Here is a 24485-nt window from a genome sequence, read left to right as displayed (position 1 = left end):
GGCGCACATCAACGGCGAACAGCCGCCGCGCCACCCACCCCCATCTTCGCAGGAGCCTTCCATGACCACGCCCGTCTCCAACAGCCATCCCTCGCTGCACCGCTCCAACTCGGCCCCCGTGCTCGGCGCCAGCGAGAAGCCGGCCCTGACCCGGACGAACTCGGCGCCCCACCTCACCACGCCGCCCAGGAGCGCCCCCGCGGCCTCCAAGCCCCAGTCCCTCCACACGCAGGACACCCTGGAGCCCGCCGCCAAGACGTCCGCCGCCGCCGCGAAGCAGAACCTGCTCGGCAAGTACGTGCAGAGCGCCACCGACGCCGCTCACGCCAATGGCGCCGCGGGTGCGTTCGGCAAGCTGAAGGCGGGCGGTGGCGTCGCCGCCGGTGTCGCCGGCATCGGCACCAACGCCGCGGGTCTCGCCAGCGCCATCAAGAACGGTGACGGCAGCCAGGCCACCGACAGCGCCCTCCTGCTGGGCAAGAGCGTGCTGAACACCGTCAAGGGCGGGCTCGACGTGGCCGCCATGATCCAGTCCGGCAAGGAGTTCAAGAACCTCAAGGGCGCGGCCCAGGCGGCCCTCGGCGCCCACGGCGAGGTGGGCAAGAACATCGCCGGCAAGGTCGCCGAGTCCGTGCTCTCCGGCAAGCCGCTGCGTGACATCGACGTGCTGGGCGAGCTCGCGAAGTCCAAGGGCTTCGGGGCCACCATCGGCACCACCCTGAAGCAGGGCGCCGCCGATGCACTCCGCGCCGTGGGTGGCGGGAAGCTGGCCGGGAAGCTCGAGGGCGGCATCGCCAAGGCGGGCCAGCAGGTCGCCTCGGGCCTCAAGGCGGGCGATGCCATCGTCGACGCCGCCAAGGGCGCCGAGGCCGCGGCCAAGCTGGGTGCCAAGGGCGCGAGCACGGCGGCCAAGGCGGCCGGCCGGTTCGCCCCGGGCGTCAACATCGGCATCGCCGCGCTCGACACGGCCCTGGCCGCCAAGACGATCGCCGATCCCAACGCGAGCATCGCCTCCAAGGTGACGTCCGGCATCACCGCCGCCGGCTCCATCGTGGCCGCCACCAACATCCCCATCGTCTCGCAGGTGGGCGCGGCCGTCTCCACCGCCTCCTCCGTGGCCGGCGCGGTCGTCGAGAACTTCGGCGCCATCAAGGAGGGCGCCAAGAAGGTCGGCGAGGGCATCAAGAACTTCTTCAGCGGCTGGTAGTCGTCCCCCCCTGGTCCCCACCTCGCAGAGGCACGCACCATGAACTCCCACACCTCCAGTCCCCAGTCGTTCGGATTGCCCCGGATCTCGCCCACCTGGCGCGACGAGCGGAGTCACCCCGTGGTGCTGCCCCAGGTGGAGGCTCCCTCCCTGGAGGGGCTGTCCGTCACCCTCCCCTCCCCCCAGGGCTTCACCTCCGAGCAGGTCCAGGAGCGGTTCCTGGAGCTGGCGCGGCCCCACGCCACCGAGCACCACCGCTACCCCACCGAGCACATCGCCTGGGGGGACGAGGTCCTCCTCAACATCGCGGGCTACTCCCAGGGCCACCTCATCCCCTTCAGCCTGCGCACCGGCGAGTGGCTCCCCGTCCAGCCGGATCCGCTGCTGCCCGGCCTGTATGAGACGCTCGTGGGCCGCTCGCCCGGCGAGGGACTGGTGGTGGAGGTCACCCTGCCCGCGGAGTACCCCGTCGAGTCGCTGCGCGGCACGCCGGCCCGCTTCGTCCTCCAGGTGCAGGCCGCCCGCGAGGTGAGGTACCCCGACTTCGAGAGCGAGGCGTTCCTCATGGCCTTCGGCCGGGGCCACACGCTGCAGGAGGCCATGCGCGACGTCGTGCGGCAGATGGAGGACGAGGCGGCGCAGCTGCTCCTGGTCCAGGCCCAGCAGCAGGTGCTCAACCAGGTGGCCGCGCGCACCCGGGTGGAGATTCCCCGCGAGCTGGTGGACGAGGAGATCCGCCGCCGCTGGAGCACCAGCGAGGGCCGCTCCGCCAGCGAGCTCCAGTTCAACGGCCCGGAGCGGGAGGAGTCGCTCGGCGCGTGGCTGAAGGACGTGGACACCCGCGCCGAGGTGGAGCACCGGCTGCGCATCAGCCTCGCCCTGGGCGCCATCTGCAAGCGCGATGGCCTGACGCTCACGCCGCAGGTGGTGGAGAAGGTCCTCCGGGACCAGGCCCACGCCGCCGGGCTGACGATGGACGAGCTGGCGGACGCCCTGCGCGCCGAGCCGCGCAACCTGGCCCGGATCGATCAGGTGGCCTGGCACCTCATGGCGGTGGACCACGTCATGCGCCGGGCACGGATCCAGTTCGAGGGCGCCTGAGTCCCGGGCCGCTCAATCCTTCCGCTCCAGCGGGGAGACGCGCCGCACGCCGAGCGTCTCCCAGTCGATCCGGAACTTCGCGAGCGGCGCGGAGCGAGAGCCGATTCCCAGCACGCCGTACCGCTCGCCCTCGGAGAAGGTGAACTCGCCGCGGGCGTGCTCCACGCCCCCGCGCTCCAGCTGGAAGAGGAGATGCGCGTTTCTCGACTGTCCTCCCTCCTCGTCCTCCAGGAAGAGCGGGAGGCTCAGGCCGCACCGTGTGCGGGTGCTGAAGGAGAAGGACGCGAGGAGATGCACCTTCTCGCCCGTGACGACCTCCACCCCCTCCAGCGCGAGCCGCGCACCCCGAAGGCAGTCCGACGAGCTCCCCAACCATTGCTTGTGCTGGGAGAGATCGATGTCTCCAGGCGTCTCCAGCCGCAGCTCCACGGAAGGAGTGTCGTGCGACCGGCTCGGCCGGACCGGCTCCGGGGAGGAGGTGCGCGAAGGAGAGAAGACACGGCCGTCCCGTCCGAGGTCCCCGGCCTCACGAGACCAGGTCTCGGAAGGCACCGGGCCGGTCCGCAGACGTACTTCATCCAGGGCCATCGCCGGAGCCAGCTCGCCGGGCACCAGGGCATCCCAGCCGATGCGCAGTCCCTCACCGAGCCCGCCCTCCGGCACGGGCTCCACGTCCTCCGCCACGCGCCCCCCCTCCACCCAGAGGCGCATGCCGGTGGCGCCCCACTCCAGCGCGACGTACATGAAGCGGCCCAGCTCCAGCGGCTGGGGAGACACCAGCTCGCGCGGGCCCACTGCGAACGTCAGCCGTCCCGACTCGTCCAGCCGGAGTTGGAGCGTGCGCTGGATGCCCGCGTACGCCGTCAGCACGGGACCGGCGCCCGGCCGCTCGCGGCTGAGCCACAGGGACAGGGCCCCCTCGGACGGAATCGCGAACCCCGGGTGCCCTTCTTCCCGCACCACCCCGAGCGAGCCCGTGCCCCCCAGGAGCACGCCCCGTCCCCGCGCTCCTGGCACCAGGTCCACCTCCAACGGCTTCAACGCGGGCCCTCGCTCCGCGCTCTGGAACAGGAGCGCCCTGCCGGAGTCCTCGAAGGACCAGTGGGCCAGCACCTTGCCGGCCGGCGTCTCCCCGGAGGGTGACTCCTGTGCGGGCGGCTCCGGAGACTCCGTGGGCCTGGAAGACTCCACGGGCTTCGGCGGCGCTCGCGGGGCGGCCACCACGGCCGGAGCGGGCGCGGGCTCGCGTTTCGCCGACACGAAGGCCACGACGCCCACGGCCAGCGCGGCTCCGGCGGCGGCCAGGGGCCAGCGTGGAGCGGTCTTCGGCAGGGGCGCATCGAGCGCCAGCAGGGCATCCGCGGCACTGGGGAAACGGTCCTCGGGCCTGCGCGCCACGAGCTTCCGGAGGAAGGCCCGGAACTGCTCGGACACGTGGATCTCCCGCGTGAAGACCAGCTCCCAGTCTCCGCTGAGCAGCGTCTCCGGCGGGCGCCGGCTGAGCAGGTGCAGCAGCGAGGCCCCGAGCGCATACAAATCACTCACCGGCGAGACGCTGCCCCCGAGCTGCTCCGGGGCCATGTAGCCGAAGGTGCCGTTGAGCGTGGCCTCGTGCGTGCGGCCCTCGCGCAGCGCCCGGGCCGAGCCGAAGTCCACCAGGACGATGTGACCGTCCTCGCGCCGGATGAGGTTGGCCGGCTTGACGTCGCGGTGGAGCACGGGCGGCTGGCGCGAGTGCAGGAAGCCGAGGATGCGCAGCACCTCGCGGGCGATCTTCCGCGCCTCGGCCTCGTCGAAGCGGTGGTGCTCCAGGCGCGCCGCCAGCGACTCGCCGGAGACGTAGTCCTGCACCAGGTAGAAGCGGGCCTGGGCGCCCTCGCCCTCGGCGAAGGAGGCGTGGAGCCGGGGGATGTTCGGATGGGAGAGCGCCTGGAGCAGGCGGGACTCGCGCTCGAAGGCCTCCACCTTGTCCGCGTCCGGCGCGTGCGCGAAGACGAGCTCCTTGATGGCCACGGAGCGGCCCTCGGCATCGAGCGCCAGGTACAGCCGGCCATGCACGCTCTGCGAGAGGACCCGCTGCACCCGCAGCCCGCCCGGAGCCCGCGCGGCACCACAGAAGGAGCAGCGAGGCTCCGCACAGGGACGGGCACACGCCACGCACGAGCCGGGGGCACTGCCAACGGGAGCGCTCACGCCCTACTCCTCCACCAGGGTGACATTGTCGATGGCGCCCTCGACGCTCGCGCCATACCCGAGGATCGCGATGCTCTTCACGGCCCGGATGGGCCCTGCCTTGAACGGGACGAGCAGCTCGTTGAGCTCCACCTTCACGTGCTGCCACTTGCCCGGGCGGACCGGCACGAAGTGCACGGCGGTGTCTCCACGGAGGGCGGACTGCGCCGGAAGAGAGCCCAGCTCCACGAAGAGCGCCTTCGTCCCGGGGCTGGACTCCATATGGAAGCTCATCCAGAGGGACAGGCCCGCGCCCGGTGCGTTCCGCGTCAGCTGCACGTCCAGCTCGAGCCACAAGCGGCTCGCCCGGTAGACGCCGTGCTCCCGGGGCTGCGTCACCAGGAAGACGCCCCGCTCCGTCCCGGGGCCCGCATGGAAGAGCGACAGGTGCGGGTTCCCCGCCTCCTCGACGAGCGTGAACTCCTGCTCCACGCCCTCGGGGAGCGGCTGCGGCTCCCACCGGCGGAGTCCGCGGAAGAAGTCCTCGGAGAAGAGCGGCGGCTCCGGGGTGTACTCGCCCGCCGCGCCGGGGCTCCCCTGCTCCAGGGCCGCGAGCGCCGCCACCGCCTCCTCGGGCAGCACGCCGCGATAGAGGGTCAGGTCATCGAGGGACACCCGGGGCGGCGCGCTCGCGTCCGGCTCCAGCGGGTTCCTGCCGAGCCAGAGCGTCTGGCCCTGACGGGAAGCGAGCACGGGCGTGGGGTCCTCGGCCACGAGCCGGCCACCGATGTACAGGCGCGTCCCATTCTTCCCCCAGGTGGCCACGACATGGTGGAAGACGTCCGGCGCGAGCCGCACGCGCGGCTTGAGCCACCGGGAGCCCTCGGCGCTGAACTCCAGGTGCCCGCCGTTGACGACGAGCTCGAGGTGCGGGCCCGCGGGGCTACCGCCACCGGAGGTGCCCTTCGAGGCGACCACCGTTCCCAGCGTGTCCAGGAAGGCGTTGCGCCGCAGCCAGACGGAGAGCGAGCCCTCCTCGAGCCCCTCCATGACGAAGGGCTGCTCGGAGCCCGCGCTCGCGGAGTCCCGCACCACCTCCACGGTGAGCGACTGCCCGAGCCGGAGCGCGCTGCCCCGCAGGCCGGTGTCGCGCATGCCCACGGGCGTGGCGAGGTCGAAGCGCCGCTGATCGTCGCGCGCGAGGCGCGTCAGGGTGGGGTCCTCGCCCTGCGTCTTGCGCAGCACGGGGTCGTCCTCGTCGAACCGCCAGCGCGCGTGCGGAGGGAAGTCCGGCAGCAGCGGCAGGTGCGGCTCCCACGGAGCGGGACGGGGTGGCTCCACCTTCACGGGCTCGGTCACTGGAGGGCTCGCCTCGGGTGGAGCATCGGGAGCCCTGGCGGACGGACGCGCGGCCCACACGGTGATGGCCACCACGGCACCCAACGCGAGCACCGGAAGGGTGGCACGGCGCCAGAGGGGCACCGGCTGGTTGTCCCCCGAGGACGACTCCAGCGCGAGCTGCGCATCGAGCGCGGAGCGGAAGCGTTCGGCCGGGTCGCGCGCGATGAGCTTGAGGAGGAAGCGCTCCATGCGCGGAGAGACGAAGGCATGGGCCGCGACGTCCAGCGAGAGGTCCGACGCGAGCATCTCCTCGGGAGACCTGCCGCTGAGCAGGTGCAGCAGCGAGGCGCCCAGCGCGTAGAGGTCGCACGTCTCGTCGAGCGTCCCGCCGAGCTGCTCCGGGGGCATGTACCCGAAGGTGCCCACCATGGTGGCGCCGGCCGTGCCCGAGCCGAAGAGATCTCTCGCGGCGCCGAAGTCGACGAGGAACACGGCCCCATCGTCGCGGCGCACGAGGTTGGCGGGCTTCACGTCGCGGTGGACGATGCGCGGCGACAGCTCGTGCAGGTAGCGCAGGACGTCGAGCACCTGCCGGGCCACCTCGAAGGCCTCCTCGTCACGGAGGCGGCGCTTGCGGAGCAGGTCGCGCAGGGAGGTCCCCTGGATGAGCTCCTGGGCGAGGTAGAGGCGCGTGTGGACGCCACTGCCCTCCTGGAAGGAGTCCACGAAGCGGGGGATGCGCGGATGGGAGACCTGGCGCAGCAGGCGGGCCTCGCGCTCGAAGTCCTCGAGCTGCCGAGCCTCGGGCACCAGCGAGAAGACGAGCTCCTTGAGGGCCACCTGTCCGCCGCCGGGCGCCTGCGCGACGTAGAGCCGGCCATGGGGGCTCTGCGAGAGGAGGCGCAGCACCCGGTAGCCTCCGGGCATGGCCGCGGCGCTGCAGAGCACGCACCGTCCTTCCGCCAGCTCGCCTTCACAGAGCGGGCAGTGCGAGGGAAGAGACGCGTCGGAGGCGGAACGGGGGGCGGGGGCGCTCACGGCCGGGACAGTCTACCCCGGCGGCGCGAGGACCCCTCGCGGTTACACCCTCAGTCCTCCTTGAGGCGCGCGGTGGGCGGAGGCCCGGGCAGCGGGGGGAACTTGGGGTTGCGCTCGGGCTCGGAGGCGCGGACGTAGTGCGGCTCCAAGGCGAAGAGGGCCTCCAGGGGCTGCGTCTCGGGGAAGCGCACCAGCGAGGCCAGCGCCACCGCCGAGGGGAAGGAGGGCGCGCTCAGCAGCCGCGAGGGCGCCACGCCCTGGGCTTCCAGGGCCGCGCGGTACTCGGGCAGTGCGGGTCCCAGCGCGAGCGCCTCGGGCTCGGCGGCCATGCGCGCGGCCACCTCCTCCGGGCTCATCGCCTCCTCGGGCCCCAGGGCCTCCACCCGCTGGCCCACGCGCCGGTAGGGCCCCAGGTAGAGGTCATCCTTGCGCGCTACGGCGAGGGCGAAGAGGGGGGGATCCTCGGGGCCCTCCAGGGCAATGGCCGCGAGCGAGGAGGCCCCGGCCACCTTGAGGCCCGCCGCATACGCCAGCCCCTTCACGCAGGACAGGCCGATGCGCAGGCCGGTGAAGGAGCCCGGGCCGAGGCCGATGGCCATGCCCTCCAGGGACTTCAGCGCCACGCCGTGCCGGGCGAGCAGCTCGCCGACGATGCCGGGCAGCGCCTCGCTCTGCTTCTTCGGAGGGCCCACCACCACGTGCTCGAGGACACGCACACCCTCCCCTTCCCGCTCCACGAGGGCCAGCGACAACGTGAGGGTGGAGGTATCGAGCGCGAGGAACATGGGGAGGCTTCTACCCGGTCTTGTCCGCGCAGCGGTAGAGGCGAACCCGGGCCAGCCCCTTGTCCAGCATGCCCAGCTGCTTCGCCGCGGCGAGCGACACGTCCACCACCCGTCCCCGGACGAAGGGCCCCCGGTCGTTGACACGCACCTCCACCGAGCGCCCGTTCTCCATGTTCACCACGCGCAGGCACGCGCCGAAGGGCAGCTTCTTGTGGGCGGCGGTGAACTTCTGGGGGTTGAACTTCTCGCCGCTGGCGGTGGGCCGGCCGGCCAGTCCGGGGCCGTAGTACGAGGCGAGCCCCTCCTCCAGCCAGGCGCGCGCGGGGGGTGGCTTCTCCGGCCGAACCACCTCGCGGTCCTCGTCATCCCTCGTGGGCCGGGCGGCACGCGGTGCACAGCCCACCAACAACCCCAGCCCCACCATCAACCCCACGAGCAACCGTCGCATCGCACCTCACGAATCCTTCTCAGGAATGTGACCGATATCCCCTCTCCCCTCGGGAGAGGGGAAATGGCCGCGGTGTCAGCACTTTTCTCCGGGGCACACCTTCGCGGACGGGGCTCAGCGGGTGATGTCGTTGATCAACGCCATGCCCATCAGCGCCATCAGCAGCACGAGGCCGACGACGTTGGCCACCTCGCGCACGCGCACCGGAATGGGGCGGCGGCGGATGCCTTCCCAGAAGGCGGACAGCAGGTGGAAACCATCGAGGATGGGGATGGGCAGCAGGTTCATCACGCCCAGGTTGATGGAGATGATGGCCATCAGGTTGAGGAAGTAGTCCAACCCCTGGTCCACGCTCTTGGAGGCCAGCTGGTACATCATCACCGGTCCGCCGAGCGTCTTGTGCGACACCTGGCCCGTCACGAGCCCACCAATCACCTTCACCATCTGCCCGACGATCTTCGGAACCACCGTAGCGGCCTCGCGCAGCGCCTCGCCCACCCCGAGCGTCACCGTCACCTTGTCCGTGGGCAGCAGCTCCGCCGAGGAGGGCAACCAGGGCCGCAGACCCAGCTCGAGCCGGGAGGACTCCTGGCCCATCTCGTCCTTGCTGGTGTGGTTGGCCTGGGCAATCGTCTGCGTGCGCTCCTGACCGTCCGCGGAGCGCCAGCCGAGCTGGAAGGACTGCTCCTTCAGGGTGCTGAGCTTGCCGGCCAGGACGTTGAACGAATTCAGCGGCTCACCGTTGAAGGAGACGAGCTGATCCCCCACCCGCAGACCGGCCTTCTGCGCCGGGCTGTCCGGGAACACGGAGCCCACGTACATGTCCGAGGGATGCACCCCCAGGGCGGCGAAACCCTCGGCGCCGGGCTGCTTCTGTACCGTCACCTTGTGCACGGAGGGCGCATGCCCCGTCACCACGCCGACCGGCACCGGATCCATGCGCTGCACGGTGAGCTCCAGCGTCCCCTCCATCTTCGCCAGCTGCTCGTTGAGCGCGGCCTCGTCGGGGATGGCCACCCCGTTGATGGACAGGATGCGGTCAAAGGTCTTCAGCCCGGCCTGCGCGGCTGGCGAGCCCGGGGGCACGCCCACCACGGCGGGCCGGTTGGTGTGCGCCACGCCAATCTGCCCCCGCTCCACCGAGTCCACCGGAGAGGACTCGACGATGCGGTTGGGCGTCACGTTGACGATCTGCTGCTTCCCATCGCGCTCGATGGTGAGGGGGATGGAGCGGTCGAAGCGGCCGATGAAGGCCTCGCGCATCTCCTCGAAGGTGCGGACCTTGTCCCCGTCCACGGCGACGATGCGGTCTCCGGGCCGGATGCCGGCGGCGGCCGCGGGCATGGCCGGGTCCACGTACCCCACGCGGGTGGAGATGGTCTCGTGCGGCCCGAAGAAGACGAAGAAGTAGATGAGGACGGGGAAGACCAGGTTGAAGACGGGCCCGGCCACCACGATGAGGGCGCGCTTCCACGGGGCGGCGTTGAGGAAGCCGCGCTGGGCGTCCTCGGGGCTCAGCTCCTCGTGGGGGGTGTCCCCGGCCATCTTCACGTAGCCGCCCAGGGGCAGCAGGGCCACCTGGTACTCCGTCTCCCCCTTGGTGAAGCCGAACAGCTTCGGCCCGAACCCGATGGAGAAGCGGATGACCTTCACCCCGCAGGCCTTGGCCACGAGGAAGTGGCCCAGCTCATGAACCGTGATGAGCACGCCGAGCAGGACGATGAACAGACCGGGACCTTGAAGCATGGTGCCAACACTAACCGTGGGACTCATGCCCGACAATGCGCATCGCGGCCCGCGGTCCTGCCGACCGGACAATCGGCGGCCGCTACGGAAGCAGCCCGCGGATGAAGGTCACGTAGACGAACACCAGCGGCGCGTTGAACAGCAGCGCGTCGATGCGGTCCAGGATGCCGCCATGGCCCGGAATGGCCACACCGGAATCCTTCACCCCGTAGGCCCGCTTGAGCATGGACTCGCACAGGTCCCCGATGGGACCGAGAATCCCGCCGAAAATTCCCAGCACCAGACAGTCCGTCACCGTGAGCATGGGATAGAAGAAACCCCGGGTGATGAACATGCCCACCACCGAGCCCAGCATGCCGCCGAAGAAGCCCTCCCAGGTCTTGTTGGGGCTGACCTCGGGGTAGAGCTTGTGGCGGCCGAGGAAGCGGCCGGCGAAGTAGGCGGACGTGTCGTTGGACCAGGTGATGACGAGCGCGGAGATGGACCACGCCATGCCGTCCGGCATCAGCCGCAGGGCGGCCACGGAGGTCAGTCCCACCGAGCCGTACAGCATGCCCGTCACCAGGTGGGCCACCCGCATGGGCGCGTCCTGCAGCGGGCCCCGGATGAGGTGATAGGTGAAGGCGAAGATGAGATAGAAGACCAGGATCCAGAAGGCGCCGGCCCCCGTGCGCTCGGGCTCCTTGAGCGTCAAAACGGGCAGCACGCCCGCGAGCACGATCCCCACCCAGGCCGCCGGTGAGAGCGTCTTCTGGGTGATGAGGTAGTACTCACTGGCGCAAATGGCGGCGGCGACGCTCAACAGGGCCGCGCTGTACAGACCTCCCTTGAACAACAGGAAGATCACCAGCGGCAGCAGGGTGAGCGCCGAAACAGTCCGGATGACGAGGTTCTTGTTCTTCTCGTTCACGCCTTGGCCCGGTGGGAGTCCTCTCGCTTCACTTGCGCGGAGGTGAGACCGAAGCGCCGCTCGCGTTGCTGGTATTGAGCCAGGCAGCGCAGGAAGGCCTCGGTCCGGAAGTCCGGCCAGAGGACGTCGCTGAAGCACAGCTCCGCGTACGCCAGCTGCCAGAGCAGGAAGTTGGAGATGCGCTGCTCGCCGCTGGTGCGCACCACCAGGTCCAGCGGGGGCAGCCCATTCGTCCAGAGGTAGGACTCGAAGGTCTGGGTATCCAGCTGGGCCGGCGTCAGCTCGCCCTTGCAGGCGGCCTCGGCCATGCGGCGCGCCGCCTGGGCCAGCTCCTCGCGTCCGCCATAGGACAGTGCCAGCGTCAGCACCATCCCCGTGTTGTTCGCCGAGTCCGCCCGCAGCCGGTCCAACGGCTCCTTCACGAAGCGCGGCAGCTTCTCCACCTCGCCAATGGCGTTGAGGCGGATGCCGTTCTCCAAAATCTCCGCGCGCTCGCTCTCGAGGTACTCGCGCAGCAGGTCCATCAGGGCGGCCACCTCCTCGGCGGGGCGGGCCCAGTTCTGCGAGGAGAAGGCGTAGAGGGTGAGGGCCTGGACGCCCACGCGCCGGGCGCAGCGGGTGACCTCGCGCACACTGGTGGAACCCTCGCGGTGGCCCTCCACGCGGGGCAGGCCGCGCATCTCCGCCCACCGGCCGTTGCCATCCATGATGATACCCACGTGGCGCGGCAGGGGCCGTTCCTGGACGAGTCGCTCGAGAGCAGCCACAGAGGGCGGTGACACAGGGCGTTCCATGAGGCTGCGCAATGTAGAGGCACCACCCCTCCACGTCCACGGGCGTGTGCGGGAGTGGTCGCCCCCGTGGCCCGAGCGGTCGCGCCGCCGGGTGGAACGGCACCGGCCCGCCCCAGCGCAACTCCCCGGCTGTCAGTGAGTGCTGGACCTACCCCACCCTGGCTACCGGGCCCCATGAGCAGGGGGAATGCCCGGATGACGGTCATTCAACACCCATCTCCTCCAGGCGGGCGTTTGACCCTGACCCGACAGGGTATCTAGGATCGACGACTTGATGCGTCCCAAAGTCATCGGTCCCTATCGCGTCCTCGAGACACTCGGAAGTGGTGGAATCGGGACCGTCTACCGGGCCCTGGACGACAGGACGAACGAGCCGGTGGCGCTCAAGCTGCTGTCGGGCGGTCCGGCGATGGACTCGCGGGCCGCGAAGCGCCTGGTGCGCGAGTTCGAGGCCCTCGAGGACCTGTCCCATCCCAACGTCGTCAAGGTGTACGACACCGGCGTGTACCAGAGCTCGCCCTACCTGGTGATGGAGCTCATCGAGGGGCTGACGCTGCGCGACTACCTGTCGCTCAAGGGCGATCAGCTGGTGTCGTCCCTGAGCGGCTCGTCCGGCTCCCTCTCCAGCTCGATTCCGGGCTCGCTCTCGGACTCGGGCTCGTTCCGGCGCCCCCAGGCTCCGGCCTCGGCGAGCCGGGAGGCGGACTCGGAGGACGGCGGCGAGCTGTTCGATCTGTCGGCCTTCGCCGAGGAGGCGCCGAGCGAGGAGATGGTGTCGGGGGGCTCGGGCGGGATGCGCTTCGGCACGTCCGGCTCGGCGGCGCGGCTGCCGGTGGCGATGGATCCGTGGCTGGGCTCGGACTCGGACGAGATGGATTCCATGGAGTTCGACCTGCCCTACGACATGGGGGCGCCCGAGACGGTGATGGTGAAGCGGGAGTCGGCGGCGCGGCTGGAGGAGCTGAACCGGCCGGAGCGGGTGGGCCGCCTGAAGGACGCGCTGCTGCAGGTGTGCGAGGCGCTGGCGTACATCCACGCGCACGGACTGGTGCACCGGGACCTGAAGCCGTCCAACATCATGGTGGACGAGGACCGGCAGGTGCGGCTGATGGACTTCGGCCTGGCGAAGTTCCTGGCGGACGACGCGGGGATGACGCTGGACGGGAGGATGGTGGGGACGTTCCGCTACATGCCGCCGGAGCAGATTCTGGGCGAGCCGCTGGACGGACGGGCGGACCTCTACAGCCTGGGCGTCATCCTCTACGAGTTGATGACGGGCCGGCCGCCTTTTGACGCGAAGTCGCCGGTCGACTTGTGGCACAAGGTGTTGGAAACCGAGCCCCCGCCCGTGCTGGCCATCAACCAGAGGGGAGATCCCCAGCTGGCGCGGGTGGCCCATCGCCTCATCCGGAAGGAACCGGACGACCGGATCCAGACGGCGGAGGAAGTGTACGAGGCACTGTCCGAGTGAACGAGACCGGAACGACGCACACGCTGGTGGTGGAGGAAGGCAAGGCGGGGCAGCGGGTGGACCTCTTCATCGGAGAGGCACTGGGGCTGTCGCGAGCGAAGTTGAAGAAGCTCTTCGATGCGGGCGCGGTGAAGGTGGGAGGCCGGCCGGCGAAGAAGGGGCTGCTGGTGGCCGTGGGGCAGCGCATTACGGTGGTGGTGCCGGAGGAGCGGCGCGAGGTGGTGCCGGAGCCGGAGGCGCCGCTGACGGTGCTGCACGAGGACGAGGCGCTGGTGTTCGTGGACAAGCCCGCGGGCAAGCCCTCGCACCCGCTGCAGCCGGGAGAGACGGGCACGGTGGCCAACGCGCTGGTGGCGCGGCATCCCGAGTGCGCGGAGGCGTCGGAGGACGAGCGCGAGGGCGGGCTGTGCCACCGGCTGGACATCGAGACATCCGGGGTGATGGTGGCGGCGCGCACGCGCGAGGCGTGGAGCGCGGTGCGGGAGGCGTTTGGCGGGCGTGAGGTGGACAAGCGCTACTGGGCGCTGGTGACGGGGCCGCTGGCGGACGAGGGGGAGATCGACCTGCCGCTGCGGCACCACCCGAGACACCCGGACCGGGTGGAGCCGGCGCTGGACGGGGGCGAGGGAGCGCGGGAGGCGAGCTCGGAGTTCCGGGTGCTGGGACGCGCGGGGGAGTACAGCCTGGTGGAGGTGCGGATCCACACGGGGGTGCTGCACCAGGTGCGAGCGCACCTGGCGGCGGTGGGAGCGCCCATCGTGGGAGACACCCTCTACGGAGGCAGGGAGGAACCCGGCCTGAGCCGCTTCTTCCTGCACGCGAAGGCCCTGGGCCTCACCCACCCGGTGACGAAGCAACCCCTGCGAGTCGAGAGTCCCCTCCCCCAAGAGCTCCTCGAGGTTCTCGGGAAACACCAGATCCCCTCTCCCTCCGGGAGAGGGACGGGGTGAGGGTGCCCGGCCCCCGGGTTGACCCCTGGGGGGCGAGCGTCTGCAACCAGTCCCAGATGTCCTCGTGGAGACCGGGCTCGTCGTCGTTGACGAAGACCCCGGCGGTGATGTGCATGGCGGAGACGAGCACCATGCCTTCCTGGATGCCGCTCTTGCGGACGAGCTCGGCGACGGAGTCGGTGATGCGAACGAGCTCCCGGCGTTGGCGGGTCTGGAAGGTGAGGTATTCGGTGAGGGTCTTCATGGGGAGTGAGCGTCAGAGAGGTCCAGTAGAGTGAATCCGATGAGGGCCATCATCCACGTGGACATGGACGCCTTCTACGCGTCCGTGGAGCAGCGGGACAACCCGGAGCTGCGGGGCAAGCCGCTGATCGTCGGCGGGGACGTGCGGCGCGGGGTGGTGGTGGCGGCCTCGTACGAGGTGCGCAAGTACGGGGTGCGCAGCGCGATGCCCATGGCGAGGGCGATGAAGATGGCGCCGCACGCCATCGTGGTGAAGCCGCGCTTCAACGCGTACAGCGAGGCGAGCGAGCAGGTCTTCTCCATCTTCGAGCGCTACACGCCGCTCATCGAGCCGCTGTCGCTGGACGAGGCCTTCCTGGACGTGACGGCCTCGGTGGGACTCTTCGGAGCCCCGGCGGACATGGCGAGGCGGATCCGCAAGGAGATCTCGGCGGAGACGGGCCTGCCGTCGTCGGCGGGAATCGCCGCGGTGAAGTTCGTGGCGAAGATCGCCTCGGACGTGGCGAAGCCGAATGGCCAGCGGGAGGTGCGGGCGGAGGAGACGGTGGCGTTCCTCGCGGGGCTGCCGGTGGGACGGCTGTGGGGAGTGGGGCCCAAGACGGAGGAGGCGCTGAAGCGCTCGGGGCTCGAGACGATCGGCGACGTGGCGAAGCGGGACGCGGCGTGGATGGAGGCCCGGTGGGGCGCGAGCGGACGCCAGCTGTGGGAGCTGGCGCAGGGAATCGATCCGCGCGAGGTGGTGCCGGACCGCGAGGCCAAGAGCGTGGGCGCCGAGGACACCTTCGACGAGGACCTGACGGGGATGGAGGCCCTGAGCCCGCACGTGCACTCGCAGGCGCTGCGGGTGGCGCGGCGGCTGCGGCGCGCGGGCGTGAAGGGCCGGGTGGTGCAGCTCAAGCTGAAGTTCTCGGACTTCACGCTCATCACCCGGCGGGTCACCCTGCCCTCCGCGACGGATGACGGGCAGACGCTCTACCGGGTGGCGAAGGAGCTGCTGGAGAAGGCGCACGAGGACAAGCCGGTGCGGCTGACGGGCGTCTCCATGCAGGAGCTGGGGACGGGCGGAGGCGAGACGCGGCAACTGGGGCTGTTCAGCGAGCCGGAGAAGCCGAAGAAGAGCGACAAGCTGAACGCGGCGTTGGATCGGATCGCCGCGCGCTTCGGCACGAAGGCGGTGACGACGGCGGACATCGCGGACACCGAGGAGCTCGAGCCGGAGCCCACGCGCCCCCAGAAGCCGAAGCGCCCCAACTAGAACGAGCCCATGCCCACCAGGCCGAAGGTGCGCGTCACGTTGTCCTGGAGGCCCATGAAGAGCCCGGACAACACCGGGCCCGTGCGCAGCGTGGCCGTGGCCAGCGAGCGGAAGCGCGCCGTCTCCCACTGACGGCTGAACACCGCCCGGACGCTGAAGCCCTCGCGCTGCACGCTCGTCTCCAGGTCCGTCCAGAGCTGCGGCTCGGCATGGGTGGAGTGGACACCCATGGACAGCTCGAGCCAGGCCAACCGGCTGCGCAGGGTGGCCCAGCGCGTGTCGAGCAGGAGCCCCTCGGGAGAGCGCGCGGCCGCGCACCCCACTTCCATCTGCTCGAAGCGGAGGGAGGTCAACGGAAGCTCCGGCAACCGGAAGCGCGCCGACATGTCCGCGCGCGCGTTCTTGAACCGGGGCTCGGAGTGCAGCTGGATGGACCCGTTCAGGGTGCCGCCGAGCGTGGTGGCACTCACGGAGGTGGGCAGCCCGAGCTCGTTGGCCTGGGCGGTGCCGAACTGGTGCACGAGCCCGAGCACCGCCACACCCGCGGAGACCATCGCCGCCGGCTTGGGGACGTGGAAGTAGTCGAGCGCGGATTGAAAACCCTTCTGGAGCGGGCTATCCGGTCCGCGCAGTCTGGGGCCGAGGTCCCGTATCCGGACCTGCCCCCCCTCCGGGCCCAGGGCGAGCAGGGAGGCGAGGTGCCGCCCCGCCGGCAGCTCGGACAGGGTCAGGTCCTGCGCGGGCTGCGACAGCGTGTCCAGGGCGTCGCGTTGCTCGTACTGCCTGGACGGAATGAAGGCCCAGGCCCGCGAGCGCACGGCGAGGGAGAGCGAGGGAACGAGGAAGCCCCCCTCCAGGGCGCGATCCGGATCCGCGAAGGAGAACAGCAGCTCCTCGAACGCGGGACGCTCCGGCATGCTGGGAGGGGGAGCGAGCGGCCGATAGAGCTCGAGGACCTGGGCGCCGGACGGGAGCCCCCAGAGTGCCACGATGAACAGCACCGCCCTCGAGAAGGCGCCTCGCCCCATTGAGGGCAAAGGTGGTGAGACCTCCGCTCGCTCGCAAGGAAGGCGGGGGGAGCCCGCTCGGCCGATCGTTCAGCCCCTCACGTCCCCCAGGCCCCTCTGGCCGGGGGTCAACCCTCGTCGGACTCGGAATCGCCGTCGGAGTCCGGGCCGGAATCGGCGTCGTCCCCCTCGTCGTCACCCGCGTCCGCGGCCTCCACACCCGGGCCCGCGGGCGCTCCGGCGGCGGAGGCGGAAGCCCCCTCGCCTGCTCCCGTCTTGCGCCCACCCCGGCGGCGGCGGCGGCGGCGCTTGCGCGGAGCCTCCCCGCCCTCGGTGGCACTCTCGGAGGACTTGATCGGAGGCAGCTCGCCGCGCTTCCACGCCTCGAGCGCCTCGCGGTGCTGGCCGGTGGCCTCGACGGAGATCTCGAAGACGATGAGCGCGTCGTTGAAGAGCGGGTGCCGGCGGAAGGCGCCCGTGCGGCGGCGGCGCTCGCCCGTGAGGGTGCGCTGGGCGATGAGCAGCAACCGGCAGCGCTCGGCGATGCGGCGCGGCAGACGCGCGCTCTGGACGAACTCGGCGAGCAGGTCCTCGATGGCCTGGGCCACGGAGGGACGCTCCGCCTGCTCCTGGCTCTCCACGACGGGAGCCGCCTGGGCGATGGGGACGAGCAGCGCGGCGAGCAGGATGGCGTCATCCAGCGGCTCGCCGGTGGAGACGCGCCGGTCGAGCGCCTCGGCGAAGGCGTAGAAGGTCTGCTGGCCGCTGCGGCCGTACTCCTTGAAGTACGCGGCCACGGGCGGCAGCAGCACCTTGAGCGCGTCCAGCGCGGCGAGCAGCCGCAGGGTGGGAGCGGCCACCCCGCCGCGGATGAGGCGGAAGGTCTCCTCCAGCAGGCGCGCGGGGGCGCAGCGGGGGAGATCCTCGACGGCGCCCTCCATGGCGGCGTAGGTGCGCGACTCGATGTCCAGGCCCAGCTTGGCGGCGAACCGCACGGCGCGCAGGATGCGGACGGGGTCCTCGCGCATGCGGATTTCAGGGTCGCCGATGGTGCGGATGTAGCGCTCGTCGATGTCGCGCCGGCCCCGCACGTAGTCGATCACCTGGCCCTCGGCGACGTCGTAGAACAGGCCGTTCATGGTGAAGTCGCGGCGGCGCGCGTCCTGCTCGGCGGTCCCGAAGACGTTGTCGTGGGTGATGAGGAGATCCTGCGACTCCTCGGCCTCGGCGCCCTCCTCCTCGCCGTTCTCGGCGCCGGTATCGGCCGCGCTCACGCCGTTGGCGGCGTCGAGCTCGGTGGGGTTGGCGCGGAAGGTGGAGACCTCGATGATCTTCCCGCCCTTGAAGTAGATGTGGGCGAGCCGGAAGCGCCGGCCGATGAGGCGGCAGTTGCGGAAGATGGCGCGCACCTCGCCCGGGTGGGCGCTGGTGGCGATGTCGAAGTCCTTGGGGGTGCGGCCCAGCATCAGGTCGCGCACGCAGCCGCCCACGAGGTAGGCCTGGTGGCCATGGGAGTGGAGGCGGTGGATGACCTTGAGGGCATCCGGATCGAGCTTCTCCGGGTCTATCTCCGCGGGCCTGCCGGAGCGGGTGGACTCGGGGAGGAAATCAGTCTCGGGGAGGGAGTCCTCGGGAAGTGTCTCCGTGAAAGCGGACATGGCCATGGGGTTCTCCTCCGCGGCTTCGGGGACCGGCAGCAGCTCGAGGGGGTCTTGGGACCCATCCTCGGAGGCAGCAACCTCGCGCGCGTCATCGGGCGCAGGCTGGAGCGTCGGTCCGCCGGCGGGCGGTGTTTCAGTGGAGTCTCGCGTCATCTCGCGGTTGACGCCCCTTGGGGGGCGCATCTAAGGGGCGACCTATACCGCATCCTCCCCGGAAGGGAGTAGCGCATGAAGACATTGTTGACGGGAGCAACGGGGCTGATCGGGGCCAACCTCGCCCACCTGCTGTGTGAGCAGGGGGAGCACCCTCGGCTGCTCGTCCGGGAGCGGAGTGACCGCCGGGGGTTGCGGGGGCTGCGCTACGACGAGGTGCTCGGCGACGTCCTGGACGCCGAGTCGCTCCGGGGGGCGCTGAAAGGTGTAAATCAGGTCTACCACGTCGCTGGCATCGTCCGGTTCGATCCCTTCACACGGGAGGACGTCTCCCGTACCAACGCCCAGGGGACGAGGAACGTTTTGGAGGCGGCGCTGGCGGCTGGCGCGCGGCGGGTCGTGGTGGTGTCGAGCGTGGCGGCGGTCGGCCATGGGACGCTGGCCGAGCCGGCGACCGAGGAGAGCGCGTACAACGACGCGGGGGACAACCCCTATCACGAGTCCAAGCGGGAAGCGGAGCGGCTGGCGCTGGCGGCCTCGGGGAGGGGCCTGGAGGTGCTGGCGGGCAACCCGAGCTTCGTGCTGGGCCCCTACGACGTGAGGCCCTCGACGGGGGAGTTGCTGCTGCTGGCGGCGAAGGGGCTGGGGGTGGCGTACCCGAGCGGCGGCATCAACGTGGTGAACGCGCAGGACGTGGCGCGAGGGCTGAAGCTCATCATGGACAAGGGCCGCCCGGGGGAGCGCTACATCCTGGGGGGTGAGAACCTCACCTACCGCGAGCTGCTCACAATCTGCGCGGAGGAGGCGGGGGTGCCACCGCCGAGGATTCCGCTGCCGGACGGGGTGGTACAGGCGGTGGGGAGGCTGGGGGACGTGGTGGGCCGCTTGTCACCGGACCTTTTCAAATTCGTGAACACGGCGTTCCTGCAGGCGCTGCCGTTGCCGGCGTACCAGTCCTCGGCGAAGGCGATGCGGGAGCTGGGGTACCAGCCGAGGCTGGTGCGGCTCGGCATCCGAGAAGCACTGAGGTGGTTCCAGGAGGAAGGAATGCTCCCGAGGGACCGCCCCCTGACGCCCCGAGGCGTCGTGGGTTGAAAACCATCCAGGAGAACCGAGTCCCATGTCCATCACCATCGCCGTAGGCTCGACGAACCCGGCCAAGACGACGGCAGCGAGAACCATGTGCGAGCGGGCCTTCCCGGGCTGCACGGTGGCCGCGGTCGAGGTCCCCAGCGGAGTGCCCGAACAACCCATTGGCCCGGACCAGACGTCGACGGGAGCGAGAAACCGAGCCCGAGCGGCGCTCGCGGCGGTGCCGGGGGCGCGGATGGGGATGGGGCTGGAAGGGGGCGTGGACGAGGAAGGGAACCTCATCAACTGCGTGGCCGTGGTGGAGGCCGGGGGCCGGGAGAACCTCACGTGGGGCGTGAGCTTCCCGCTGCCACCCGCGGTGGTGACGCGGGTGCTGCGAGGCGAGGAGCTGAGCCGGGTGATGGACGAGGTCACCGGCCGGACCGAGAGCAAGAAGCAGCAGGGAGCGGTGGGCATCCTGACCAACGGCCTCTTCACGCGGGCCGAGATGTGGCAGGGGCCGCTGGCGTGCGCGCTGATGCCCTTCCTGCACCCGGAGCTCTACCCCGCTCCAGCAACACGCCCCCTGCCTGAAGCGTAAGATCGTTTTCCTCGAGCCGATGCTCGATGCGGCCCGGTCGCATGAGCCCACACGGGTTCGAATCCCGTCGGGGACACGAGGCTCAGTAGGAGAGCAGGGCGCAGACCTTGTCGCGGCCCAACCGCTCACGCCCTGGGAGGAAATCGAGCGAGATGAGGAAGCTGAACCCCACCACCTCGCCCCCCAGCTGCATCACGAGCCGGGCGGCGGCATCCGCCGTACCGCCCGTGGCCAGCAGATCATCCACGATGAGCACCCGGTCACCCGGTCTCACGGCGTCCTCGTGGACCTGCAAGGCGTCCTCGCCGTACTCCAGGGCATAGCGCTCGGTGCGCGTGCGCCAGGGCAGCTTTCCCGGCTTGCGCGCGGGAACCAGGCCCGCGTGCAGCTTCAGGGCGATGGGCGCCCCCAACAGGAAGCCGCGGGCTTCCACGCCCACCACCCGGGAGATGCGCTGGCCCTGAAAGGGCGCGGCCATCGCGTCCACGACCCGCCCCAACAGCTGGGGCTCCGCGAGGATCGGCGTCATGTCCTTGAAGAGGACACCGGGCTTGGGAAAGTCCGGGATGTCCCGCAGCCGGGCGACAACCTCTTCCCGGAGCGAGGAATCCTGCGGAAGGGAGAACGGTGAGAGCGTCTGCATCATGGAGGGACTCCCGAGGGGGACGGCGGGGAAAGAGCTGCAACACTCAGAAGACGCTCAGGTGCTGGGAGGCCAACCACTCCTCCCCAGGCCCGAGAGAAACGGGGCGTTCCACCGCGGCGGACTCGATACAGACAAAATGTCTGTATCCGTCATCCGGAAGGTCGGCGAGCTTTCTGGAGAGCTCCTGCCAGGGATTCCAGACGACCACGTCGGGGAATGCGTCCTGACCGACCCGGATCGAGGTGCCGTTCCCCCGCACCTCGACGGGCGCGGTCACACCGAAGAAAAACCGGTCCAGATGCCGATCAATCCGGAGAAGCGCCTCCTGCTGGACACCCATCCGGCGATGGTCCGCGGAATCCAGATAGCGGGCTCCCCGCAGGCCATGGATGACGGCTTCGGTCGCGCTCGCGGCCAGATAGGTATGCAACGCACTGGTGAAGCCGAACGGAAGGCTCCCGGTGTTGACGACAGCCAGGGACACCGTCAGCTCCAGAGCCTTGAAGCGCGCACGCAACACGAGCTCGAAAGGATGGGGCCAGACAGCCCGGGTCAGTGCGTCGTCCGACAGCCGCAGCTCGACTGAACCACTTCCATCGGAAAGGGGCCCGCTGCTCGACACCCGCCAGACACTGGACCTGGCGAAGCCATGCTTCGGCAACGGCCCCTCGTGCGCGAACTGGGGAAAGATGACAGGAATTCCGCCGCGGATCGCGGCATTCGCGTGCGTTCCGGCCAATGGGCTCAAATACAGACGTTCAATGCCATCCGCGGTCTTCCAGGAGCAGATCTGCCCGCCATGGGCGGAGAACTGGATTCGCGCACCATCGGCTGCCACCACCGTGGACGATGAACCGGGCTCCGGAGCTCCCGGCTCCCGGTTCAAACCATCATCATTCGAGCGCATGGGTTTTCGTTCGCGAGGCAGACCCATGCCCGGGCAGTCAATGCCCTCCAGCAAGGGACCTCGTCTCGAGACGACGAACGTCTCGTCACTACGGGGTTGGAGACAGCTTCACCTCCCGCCCCACCGTGAACCGGCGGGCGAGCAGGATCGCGAAGAAGACATAGATGCCAACGACACCAATCGGGATGGAGGGACCGAAGGCATCGGCGACGACACCCGCGGTCAGCGTGCTCACGGTGATGGCCGTATCCGCGCCCAGACGCCAGATCGAATACACTCGCCCCGAGTGCTCCGCGGGGCACGCGGCATGGAGCCCGCTCCACAAGGCGATGGTCTGGATGGCCATCGCCGCTCCAGCCACGGCCGTCAGCAGCACGATCACCGGCAGGCTCGTGGCGAAGGACATCAAGCCGAACGCACCTCCGATCGAAATCCAGGCGGCCGTCGCGTAGGCCAGCGCGTGCCGGCCCATCTTGAGGCGCGTGGAGAAGAAGCCCGCCACCAGCCCGCCGATTCCGAAGGCGGTGACCGCGGAGGCATGGCCGGAAGTCCCGCCGCCCGTGGTGTCCAGGGTCAGGCGCGGCAGGAATACGTAATAGCAGGCGCCATACGCGGCGTTGAAGAGGCACTCGGCCACGATGATGTACTGCAGCGCGGGCTGCTGGCGGATCACCCCCATCGCCTCCTTCAGGTCGGCGACCAGCCCCTTGCGCTGCTTGCGCTCACTGCGAAAGTCCCGGACCTCGAGACGGCGTCCCGCCACGGCCATGCCCGCGTAGAACAGCCCGATGAACGCATAGAGGTTGAAGAGCGAGGTCACACTGCGCAGCGCGTTCGCGAGCAACGGAGCGGTGAGGCGAGCCGTGCGCTTCGCCGTGTCGGCGATCCCATTGAGCTGCTGGGTATCCACCCCTTCGTGCGACAGACCTCGCACGAGCGAGTAGAAGCTGGGCGCCTCGAAGGTGCGGCAGGTGGAGATCGCGAAGGCGAACAGGCACAGCAGGGGCACGTCCACCCAGCCGAGTTTCGAGAGGCCCGCCACCAGCAACGCGAGCACGCTGCACACCAGGTTCGCGGCGATGATCGTGCGCCGGGGCGGCGCGGAATCCGCATGAGCCCCCGCGGGCAGGCTGAACAGCCAGAGCGGCGTGCGGCTCGACATGCTCGCGATCGCGGTGGCGGTCGACGAGTGCGTCAGCTCCCACACGATCCAGATCAGGGCGACATCCTGGATGACGTCCGCCATGAAGACCGCCAGACGGCCGAGAAACACCATCTGGACGTTGCGTTGGCGCAACGGACTCACCTGGCTCGCGGCAACTCCTGGCGCGGACGACGTGGTCATGAAGGTTCCTCAAACGGCTGCCGGCGTGAAGATGCGGCGCCAACCCTCGCACGCGGACGCCCTTGAAGCAGCCGCCTGGGCGGCGTTGATGGGGTGGACCTGGAGCCCTTGCTCCTTCGGCAGGGGGTCCGCTTCACCCACCAGGACGATTTTCTTGTATTTCCTGTAAATCGAGCAAGCCTCGGGTGACAGCATCCACTCCAGGGCCCTGGACGCCGGCTCCCCGCGGGCGGAGCCGGCGCGCAGCGCGAAGCCCTCGGGCTCCGAGCCCGCGGCGTCGGCCGGAATCACCATCTTGACGGGCAGCCCCATGCGCGCCATCCGCTCCGCGGCAATGGACACGGTGACGCCGATGGCGGCCTCGTCTCCCGCGACCGCCAGGCAGGGGGCGAACGCGGAGCGCTCGATGAGCGGCCGGTTCGCGGACACACCGCGGAGGATCTCCCACGTCCTGGCCTCCCCCGTCATCTGCAGCAGGGCCGTCAGGTGGAGGAAACCCGCCCCGGAGTAGGTCGGGTCTGGCACGACCAGCTCCCCGCCGTAGCGCACGTCCGCCAGGTCCTCCCAGCGGGTCGGTATCGGAAGGCCCCGCCGGGCCAGGCGCGCCTCGTTCACGCAGAACGCGGGAACGAAGGCGGAGGGACAGAACCAGCGCGACTCGGGATCCCTGGCCGACGCCGGCAGGCGGCGCACCCGCTCCGACTCCAGGGGCGCGAACCAGCCGCGCAACTCGGGGGCCAACATCGTCGTCAGCGCCCATCCCAGGATGATGTCCCAGGAGCCGTTCGGTCCCTCGGCGAGGAGCCGCTCGAGCAGGGCGGCGGTGGACATCCGTTCCATCCGGATCCGGAGATCCGGATTCGCCGCCTCGATGCCCTGGACATACTCGGCCAGCTCGTACTCCTCCATGGCGCTATACGCCACCACGGTCTGCTTCTGATGCACGTCTGTCATTCGATGTCCTCATGAAAGCAGACCCGGGTCAGACGGGCATTCCCCCCGGGTCTGCGCTCAGTCCAGCAGCCCCGCCAGCCTGGCGTGTTGCAGGAGCATGATGGTCTTGCCGTCCATGATCTCGCCCGTGGAGATCATCCGCAGCGCCTGAGCGAGCGGAAGCTCGAGGACCTCGATGTCCTCGCCATCCGAATGTACCCCGCCGCCCTCCCCCGTCTTGTCCCGATCGGCGTACTCCCCCACGAAGAAGTGGAGGATTTCGGTGACCGAGCCCGGGCTCATGAAAGCCTCGAACACCTTTCTGACATTGTTGACCAGAAAGCCGGTCTCCTCCTCGGTCTCGCGCTTGATACACGTCTCCGCGTCATCCTTGTCCAGCAGGCCGGCACAGGTCTCGATCAGCATCCCATGGTGGCCATTGACAAACGCGGGAAACCGGAACTGCCGCGTGAGGATGACGGTCTTCTTCTCACGGTTGTAGAGCAGGATGGTGGCGCCATTGCCACGGTCGTACGTCTCCCGGCTGACCTGCTGCCACGAGCCGTCCTTGCGCTTGAAGTCAAAGGTCGTCTTTCGCAGGACATACCAATCATCCGACAGGACGACAACGTCTTTGATCCGGATGCGGTCTCGCATGTCTTCGGGGGCGCGGACGCCGCGCGCGGTTTCGCCACTCATA

The 24485-nt window shown here is 70.0% G+C and carries 23 protein-coding genes; 8 read left to right on the top strand and 15 right to left on the bottom strand.

The features are described from left to right. Positions 1 to 61: 61 nt before the first annotated feature. Together VFZ09_RS34845 and VFZ09_RS34840 are read left to right on the top strand one after the other, a co-directional pair. Positions 62 to 1207: a hypothetical protein gene (locus tag VFZ09_RS34845; protein WP_329732060.1), complete on the top strand. Its 1146-nt coding sequence runs from the start codon at positions 62 to 64 to the stop codon at positions 1205 to 1207. A gap of 39 nt (positions 1208 to 1246) precedes the next feature. Next, positions 1247 to 2308 carry a peptidylprolyl isomerase gene (locus VFZ09_RS34840; protein WP_329732059.1) on the top strand — a complete coding sequence of 354 codons (1062 nt, stop codon included), beginning with the start codon at positions 1247 to 1249 and terminating at the stop codon, positions 2306 to 2308. Positions 2309 to 2320: 12 nt separating this feature from the next. Here VFZ09_RS34840 and VFZ09_RS34835 read toward each other — a convergent pair whose 3' ends face one another. The 7 genes from VFZ09_RS34835 to VFZ09_RS34805 form a co-directional block, all read right to left on the bottom strand. Next, entirely contained in the window at positions 2321 to 4501 is a 2181-nt protein-coding gene (locus tag VFZ09_RS34835) for a serine/threonine protein kinase (RefSeq protein ID WP_329732058.1), read from the bottom strand. A 3-nt stretch (positions 4502 to 4504) separates the two neighbouring features. Beyond that, the gene (locus VFZ09_RS34830) at positions 4505 to 6769 is read right to left on the bottom strand and encodes a protein kinase domain-containing protein (RefSeq protein WP_329732057.1); all 2265 of its coding nucleotides are present in this window, start codon (positions 6767 to 6769) and stop codon (positions 4505 to 4507) included. 140 nt (positions 6770 to 6909) lie between these two features. Continuing rightward, entirely contained in the window at positions 6910 to 7644 is a 735-nt protein-coding gene (gene tsaB, locus VFZ09_RS34825; protein WP_329732056.1) for a tRNA (adenosine(37)-N6)-threonylcarbamoyltransferase complex dimerization subunit type 1 TsaB, read from the bottom strand. Between the two features lie 10 nt (positions 7645 to 7654). Continuing rightward, positions 7655 to 8092 carry a septal ring lytic transglycosylase RlpA family protein gene (locus VFZ09_RS34820; RefSeq protein ID WP_329732055.1) on the bottom strand — a complete coding sequence of 146 codons (438 nt, stop codon included), beginning with the start codon at positions 8090 to 8092 and terminating at the stop codon, positions 7655 to 7657. Between the two features lie 114 nt (positions 8093 to 8206). Then, positions 8207 to 9838, bottom strand: coding sequence for an RIP metalloprotease RseP (rseP, locus tag VFZ09_RS34815; RefSeq protein ID WP_329732054.1), 1632 nt, complete (start codon positions 9836 to 9838; stop codon positions 8207 to 8209). 82 nt (positions 9839 to 9920) lie between these two features. Further along, positions 9921 to 10748, bottom strand: coding sequence for a phosphatidate cytidylyltransferase (locus VFZ09_RS34810; protein WP_329732053.1), 828 nt, complete (start codon positions 10746 to 10748; stop codon positions 9921 to 9923). Further along, the gene (locus tag VFZ09_RS34805; RefSeq protein ID WP_329732052.1) at positions 10745 to 11542 is read right to left on the bottom strand and encodes an isoprenyl transferase; all 798 of its coding nucleotides are present in this window, start codon (positions 11540 to 11542) and stop codon (positions 10745 to 10747) included. The genes VFZ09_RS34810 and VFZ09_RS34805 overlap by 4 nt, the downstream gene beginning before the upstream one ends. 274 nt (positions 11543 to 11816) lie before the next feature. Here VFZ09_RS34805 and VFZ09_RS34800 point away from each other — a divergent pair, with 274 nt between their 5' ends. Beyond that, on the top strand, positions 11817 to 13013 hold the full coding sequence (locus tag VFZ09_RS34800) for a serine/threonine-protein kinase (RefSeq protein WP_329732051.1): 1197 nt from the start codon (positions 11817 to 11819) through the stop codon (positions 13011 to 13013). Continuing rightward, complete coding sequence (locus VFZ09_RS34795; protein WP_329732050.1) at positions 13010 to 13963, top strand: RluA family pseudouridine synthase; 954 nt, start codon at positions 13010 to 13012, stop codon at positions 13961 to 13963. The genes VFZ09_RS34800 and VFZ09_RS34795 overlap by 4 nt, the downstream gene beginning before the upstream one ends. Here the strand turns inward: VFZ09_RS34795 and VFZ09_RS34790 are convergent. After that, the gene (locus tag VFZ09_RS34790) at positions 13848 to 14096 is read right to left on the bottom strand and encodes a YjbQ family protein (RefSeq protein ID WP_329732094.1); all 249 of its coding nucleotides are present in this window, start codon (positions 14094 to 14096) and stop codon (positions 13848 to 13850) included. The two genes, VFZ09_RS34795 and VFZ09_RS34790, sit on opposite strands and share 116 nt — an antisense overlap. Here VFZ09_RS34790 and VFZ09_RS34785 point away from each other — a divergent pair. Beyond that, positions 14028 to 14216, top strand: a complete 189-nt coding sequence (locus tag VFZ09_RS34785) for a hypothetical protein (RefSeq protein ID WP_329732095.1) — start codon at positions 14028 to 14030, stop codon at positions 14214 to 14216. The genes VFZ09_RS34790 and VFZ09_RS34785 overlap by 69 nt on opposite strands. A 30-nt stretch (positions 14217 to 14246) precedes the next feature. Further along, positions 14247 to 15461 (top strand): DNA polymerase IV, encoded by a 1215-nt coding sequence (locus VFZ09_RS34780; protein WP_329732049.1) that lies wholly within the window; start codon positions 14247 to 14249, stop codon positions 15459 to 15461. Here VFZ09_RS34780 and VFZ09_RS34775 read toward each other — a convergent pair. Both VFZ09_RS34775 and pcnB read right to left on the bottom strand, forming a co-directional pair. Beyond that, positions 15458 to 16462, bottom strand: coding sequence for a hypothetical protein (locus VFZ09_RS34775; protein WP_329732048.1), 1005 nt, complete (start codon positions 16460 to 16462; stop codon positions 15458 to 15460). The genes VFZ09_RS34780 and VFZ09_RS34775 overlap by 4 nt on opposite strands. 134 nt (positions 16463 to 16596) lie before the next feature. Then, a complete protein-coding gene (pcnB, locus tag VFZ09_RS34770) occupies positions 16597 to 18282 on the bottom strand; it encodes a polynucleotide adenylyltransferase PcnB (protein ID WP_329732093.1) in 1686 nt (561 codons plus the stop codon). Positions 18283 to 18357: 75 nt separating this feature from the next. On the opposite strand from pcnB, the gene VFZ09_RS34765 reads away from it, so the two are divergent. Both VFZ09_RS34765 and yjjX read left to right on the top strand, forming a co-directional pair. After that, positions 18358 to 19377 (top strand): NAD-dependent epimerase/dehydratase family protein, encoded by a 1020-nt coding sequence (locus tag VFZ09_RS34765; protein ID WP_329732047.1) that lies wholly within the window; start codon positions 18358 to 18360, stop codon positions 19375 to 19377. 25 nt (positions 19378 to 19402) lie between these two features. Beyond that, the gene (gene yjjX, locus VFZ09_RS34760; protein WP_329732046.1) at positions 19403 to 19954 is read left to right on the top strand and encodes an inosine/xanthosine triphosphatase; all 552 of its coding nucleotides are present in this window, start codon (positions 19403 to 19405) and stop codon (positions 19952 to 19954) included. A gap of 82 nt (positions 19955 to 20036) precedes the next feature. Here the strand turns inward: yjjX and VFZ09_RS34755 are convergent, their stop codons facing one another. The 5 genes from VFZ09_RS34755 to nudK all read right to left on the bottom strand — a co-directional run bounded on the left by VFZ09_RS34755 (position 20037) and on the right by nudK (position 24484). Then, the gene (locus VFZ09_RS34755; protein ID WP_329732092.1) at positions 20037 to 20597 is read right to left on the bottom strand and encodes an adenine phosphoribosyltransferase; all 561 of its coding nucleotides are present in this window, start codon (positions 20595 to 20597) and stop codon (positions 20037 to 20039) included. Positions 20598 to 20643: 46 nt separating this feature from the next. Continuing rightward, a complete protein-coding gene (locus VFZ09_RS34750; protein ID WP_329732045.1) occupies positions 20644 to 21507 on the bottom strand; it encodes a D-hexose-6-phosphate mutarotase in 864 nt (287 codons plus the stop codon). 88 nt (positions 21508 to 21595) lie between these two features. Next, on the bottom strand, positions 21596 to 22852 hold the full coding sequence (locus tag VFZ09_RS34745; protein ID WP_329732044.1) for an MFS transporter: 1257 nt from the start codon (positions 22850 to 22852) through the stop codon (positions 21596 to 21598). Between the two features lie 9 nt (positions 22853 to 22861). Continuing rightward, positions 22862 to 23806 (bottom strand): ABC transporter substrate-binding protein, encoded by a 945-nt coding sequence (locus VFZ09_RS34740; RefSeq protein WP_329732043.1) that lies wholly within the window; start codon positions 23804 to 23806, stop codon positions 22862 to 22864. 57 nt (positions 23807 to 23863) lie between these two features. Next, entirely contained in the window at positions 23864 to 24484 is a 621-nt protein-coding gene (gene nudK / locus VFZ09_RS34735) for a GDP-mannose pyrophosphatase NudK (protein ID WP_329732042.1), read from the bottom strand. Between the last annotated feature and the right edge of the window lies 1 nt (position 24485).

It is taken from the genome of Archangium sp. (assembly GCF_036277355.1).
GTDB lineage: Bacteria > Myxococcota > Myxococcia > Myxococcales > Myxococcaceae > Archangium.
Note: the sequence above shows the minus strand (reverse complement) of the source record. Positions and strands in the feature narration are given on the sequence as shown.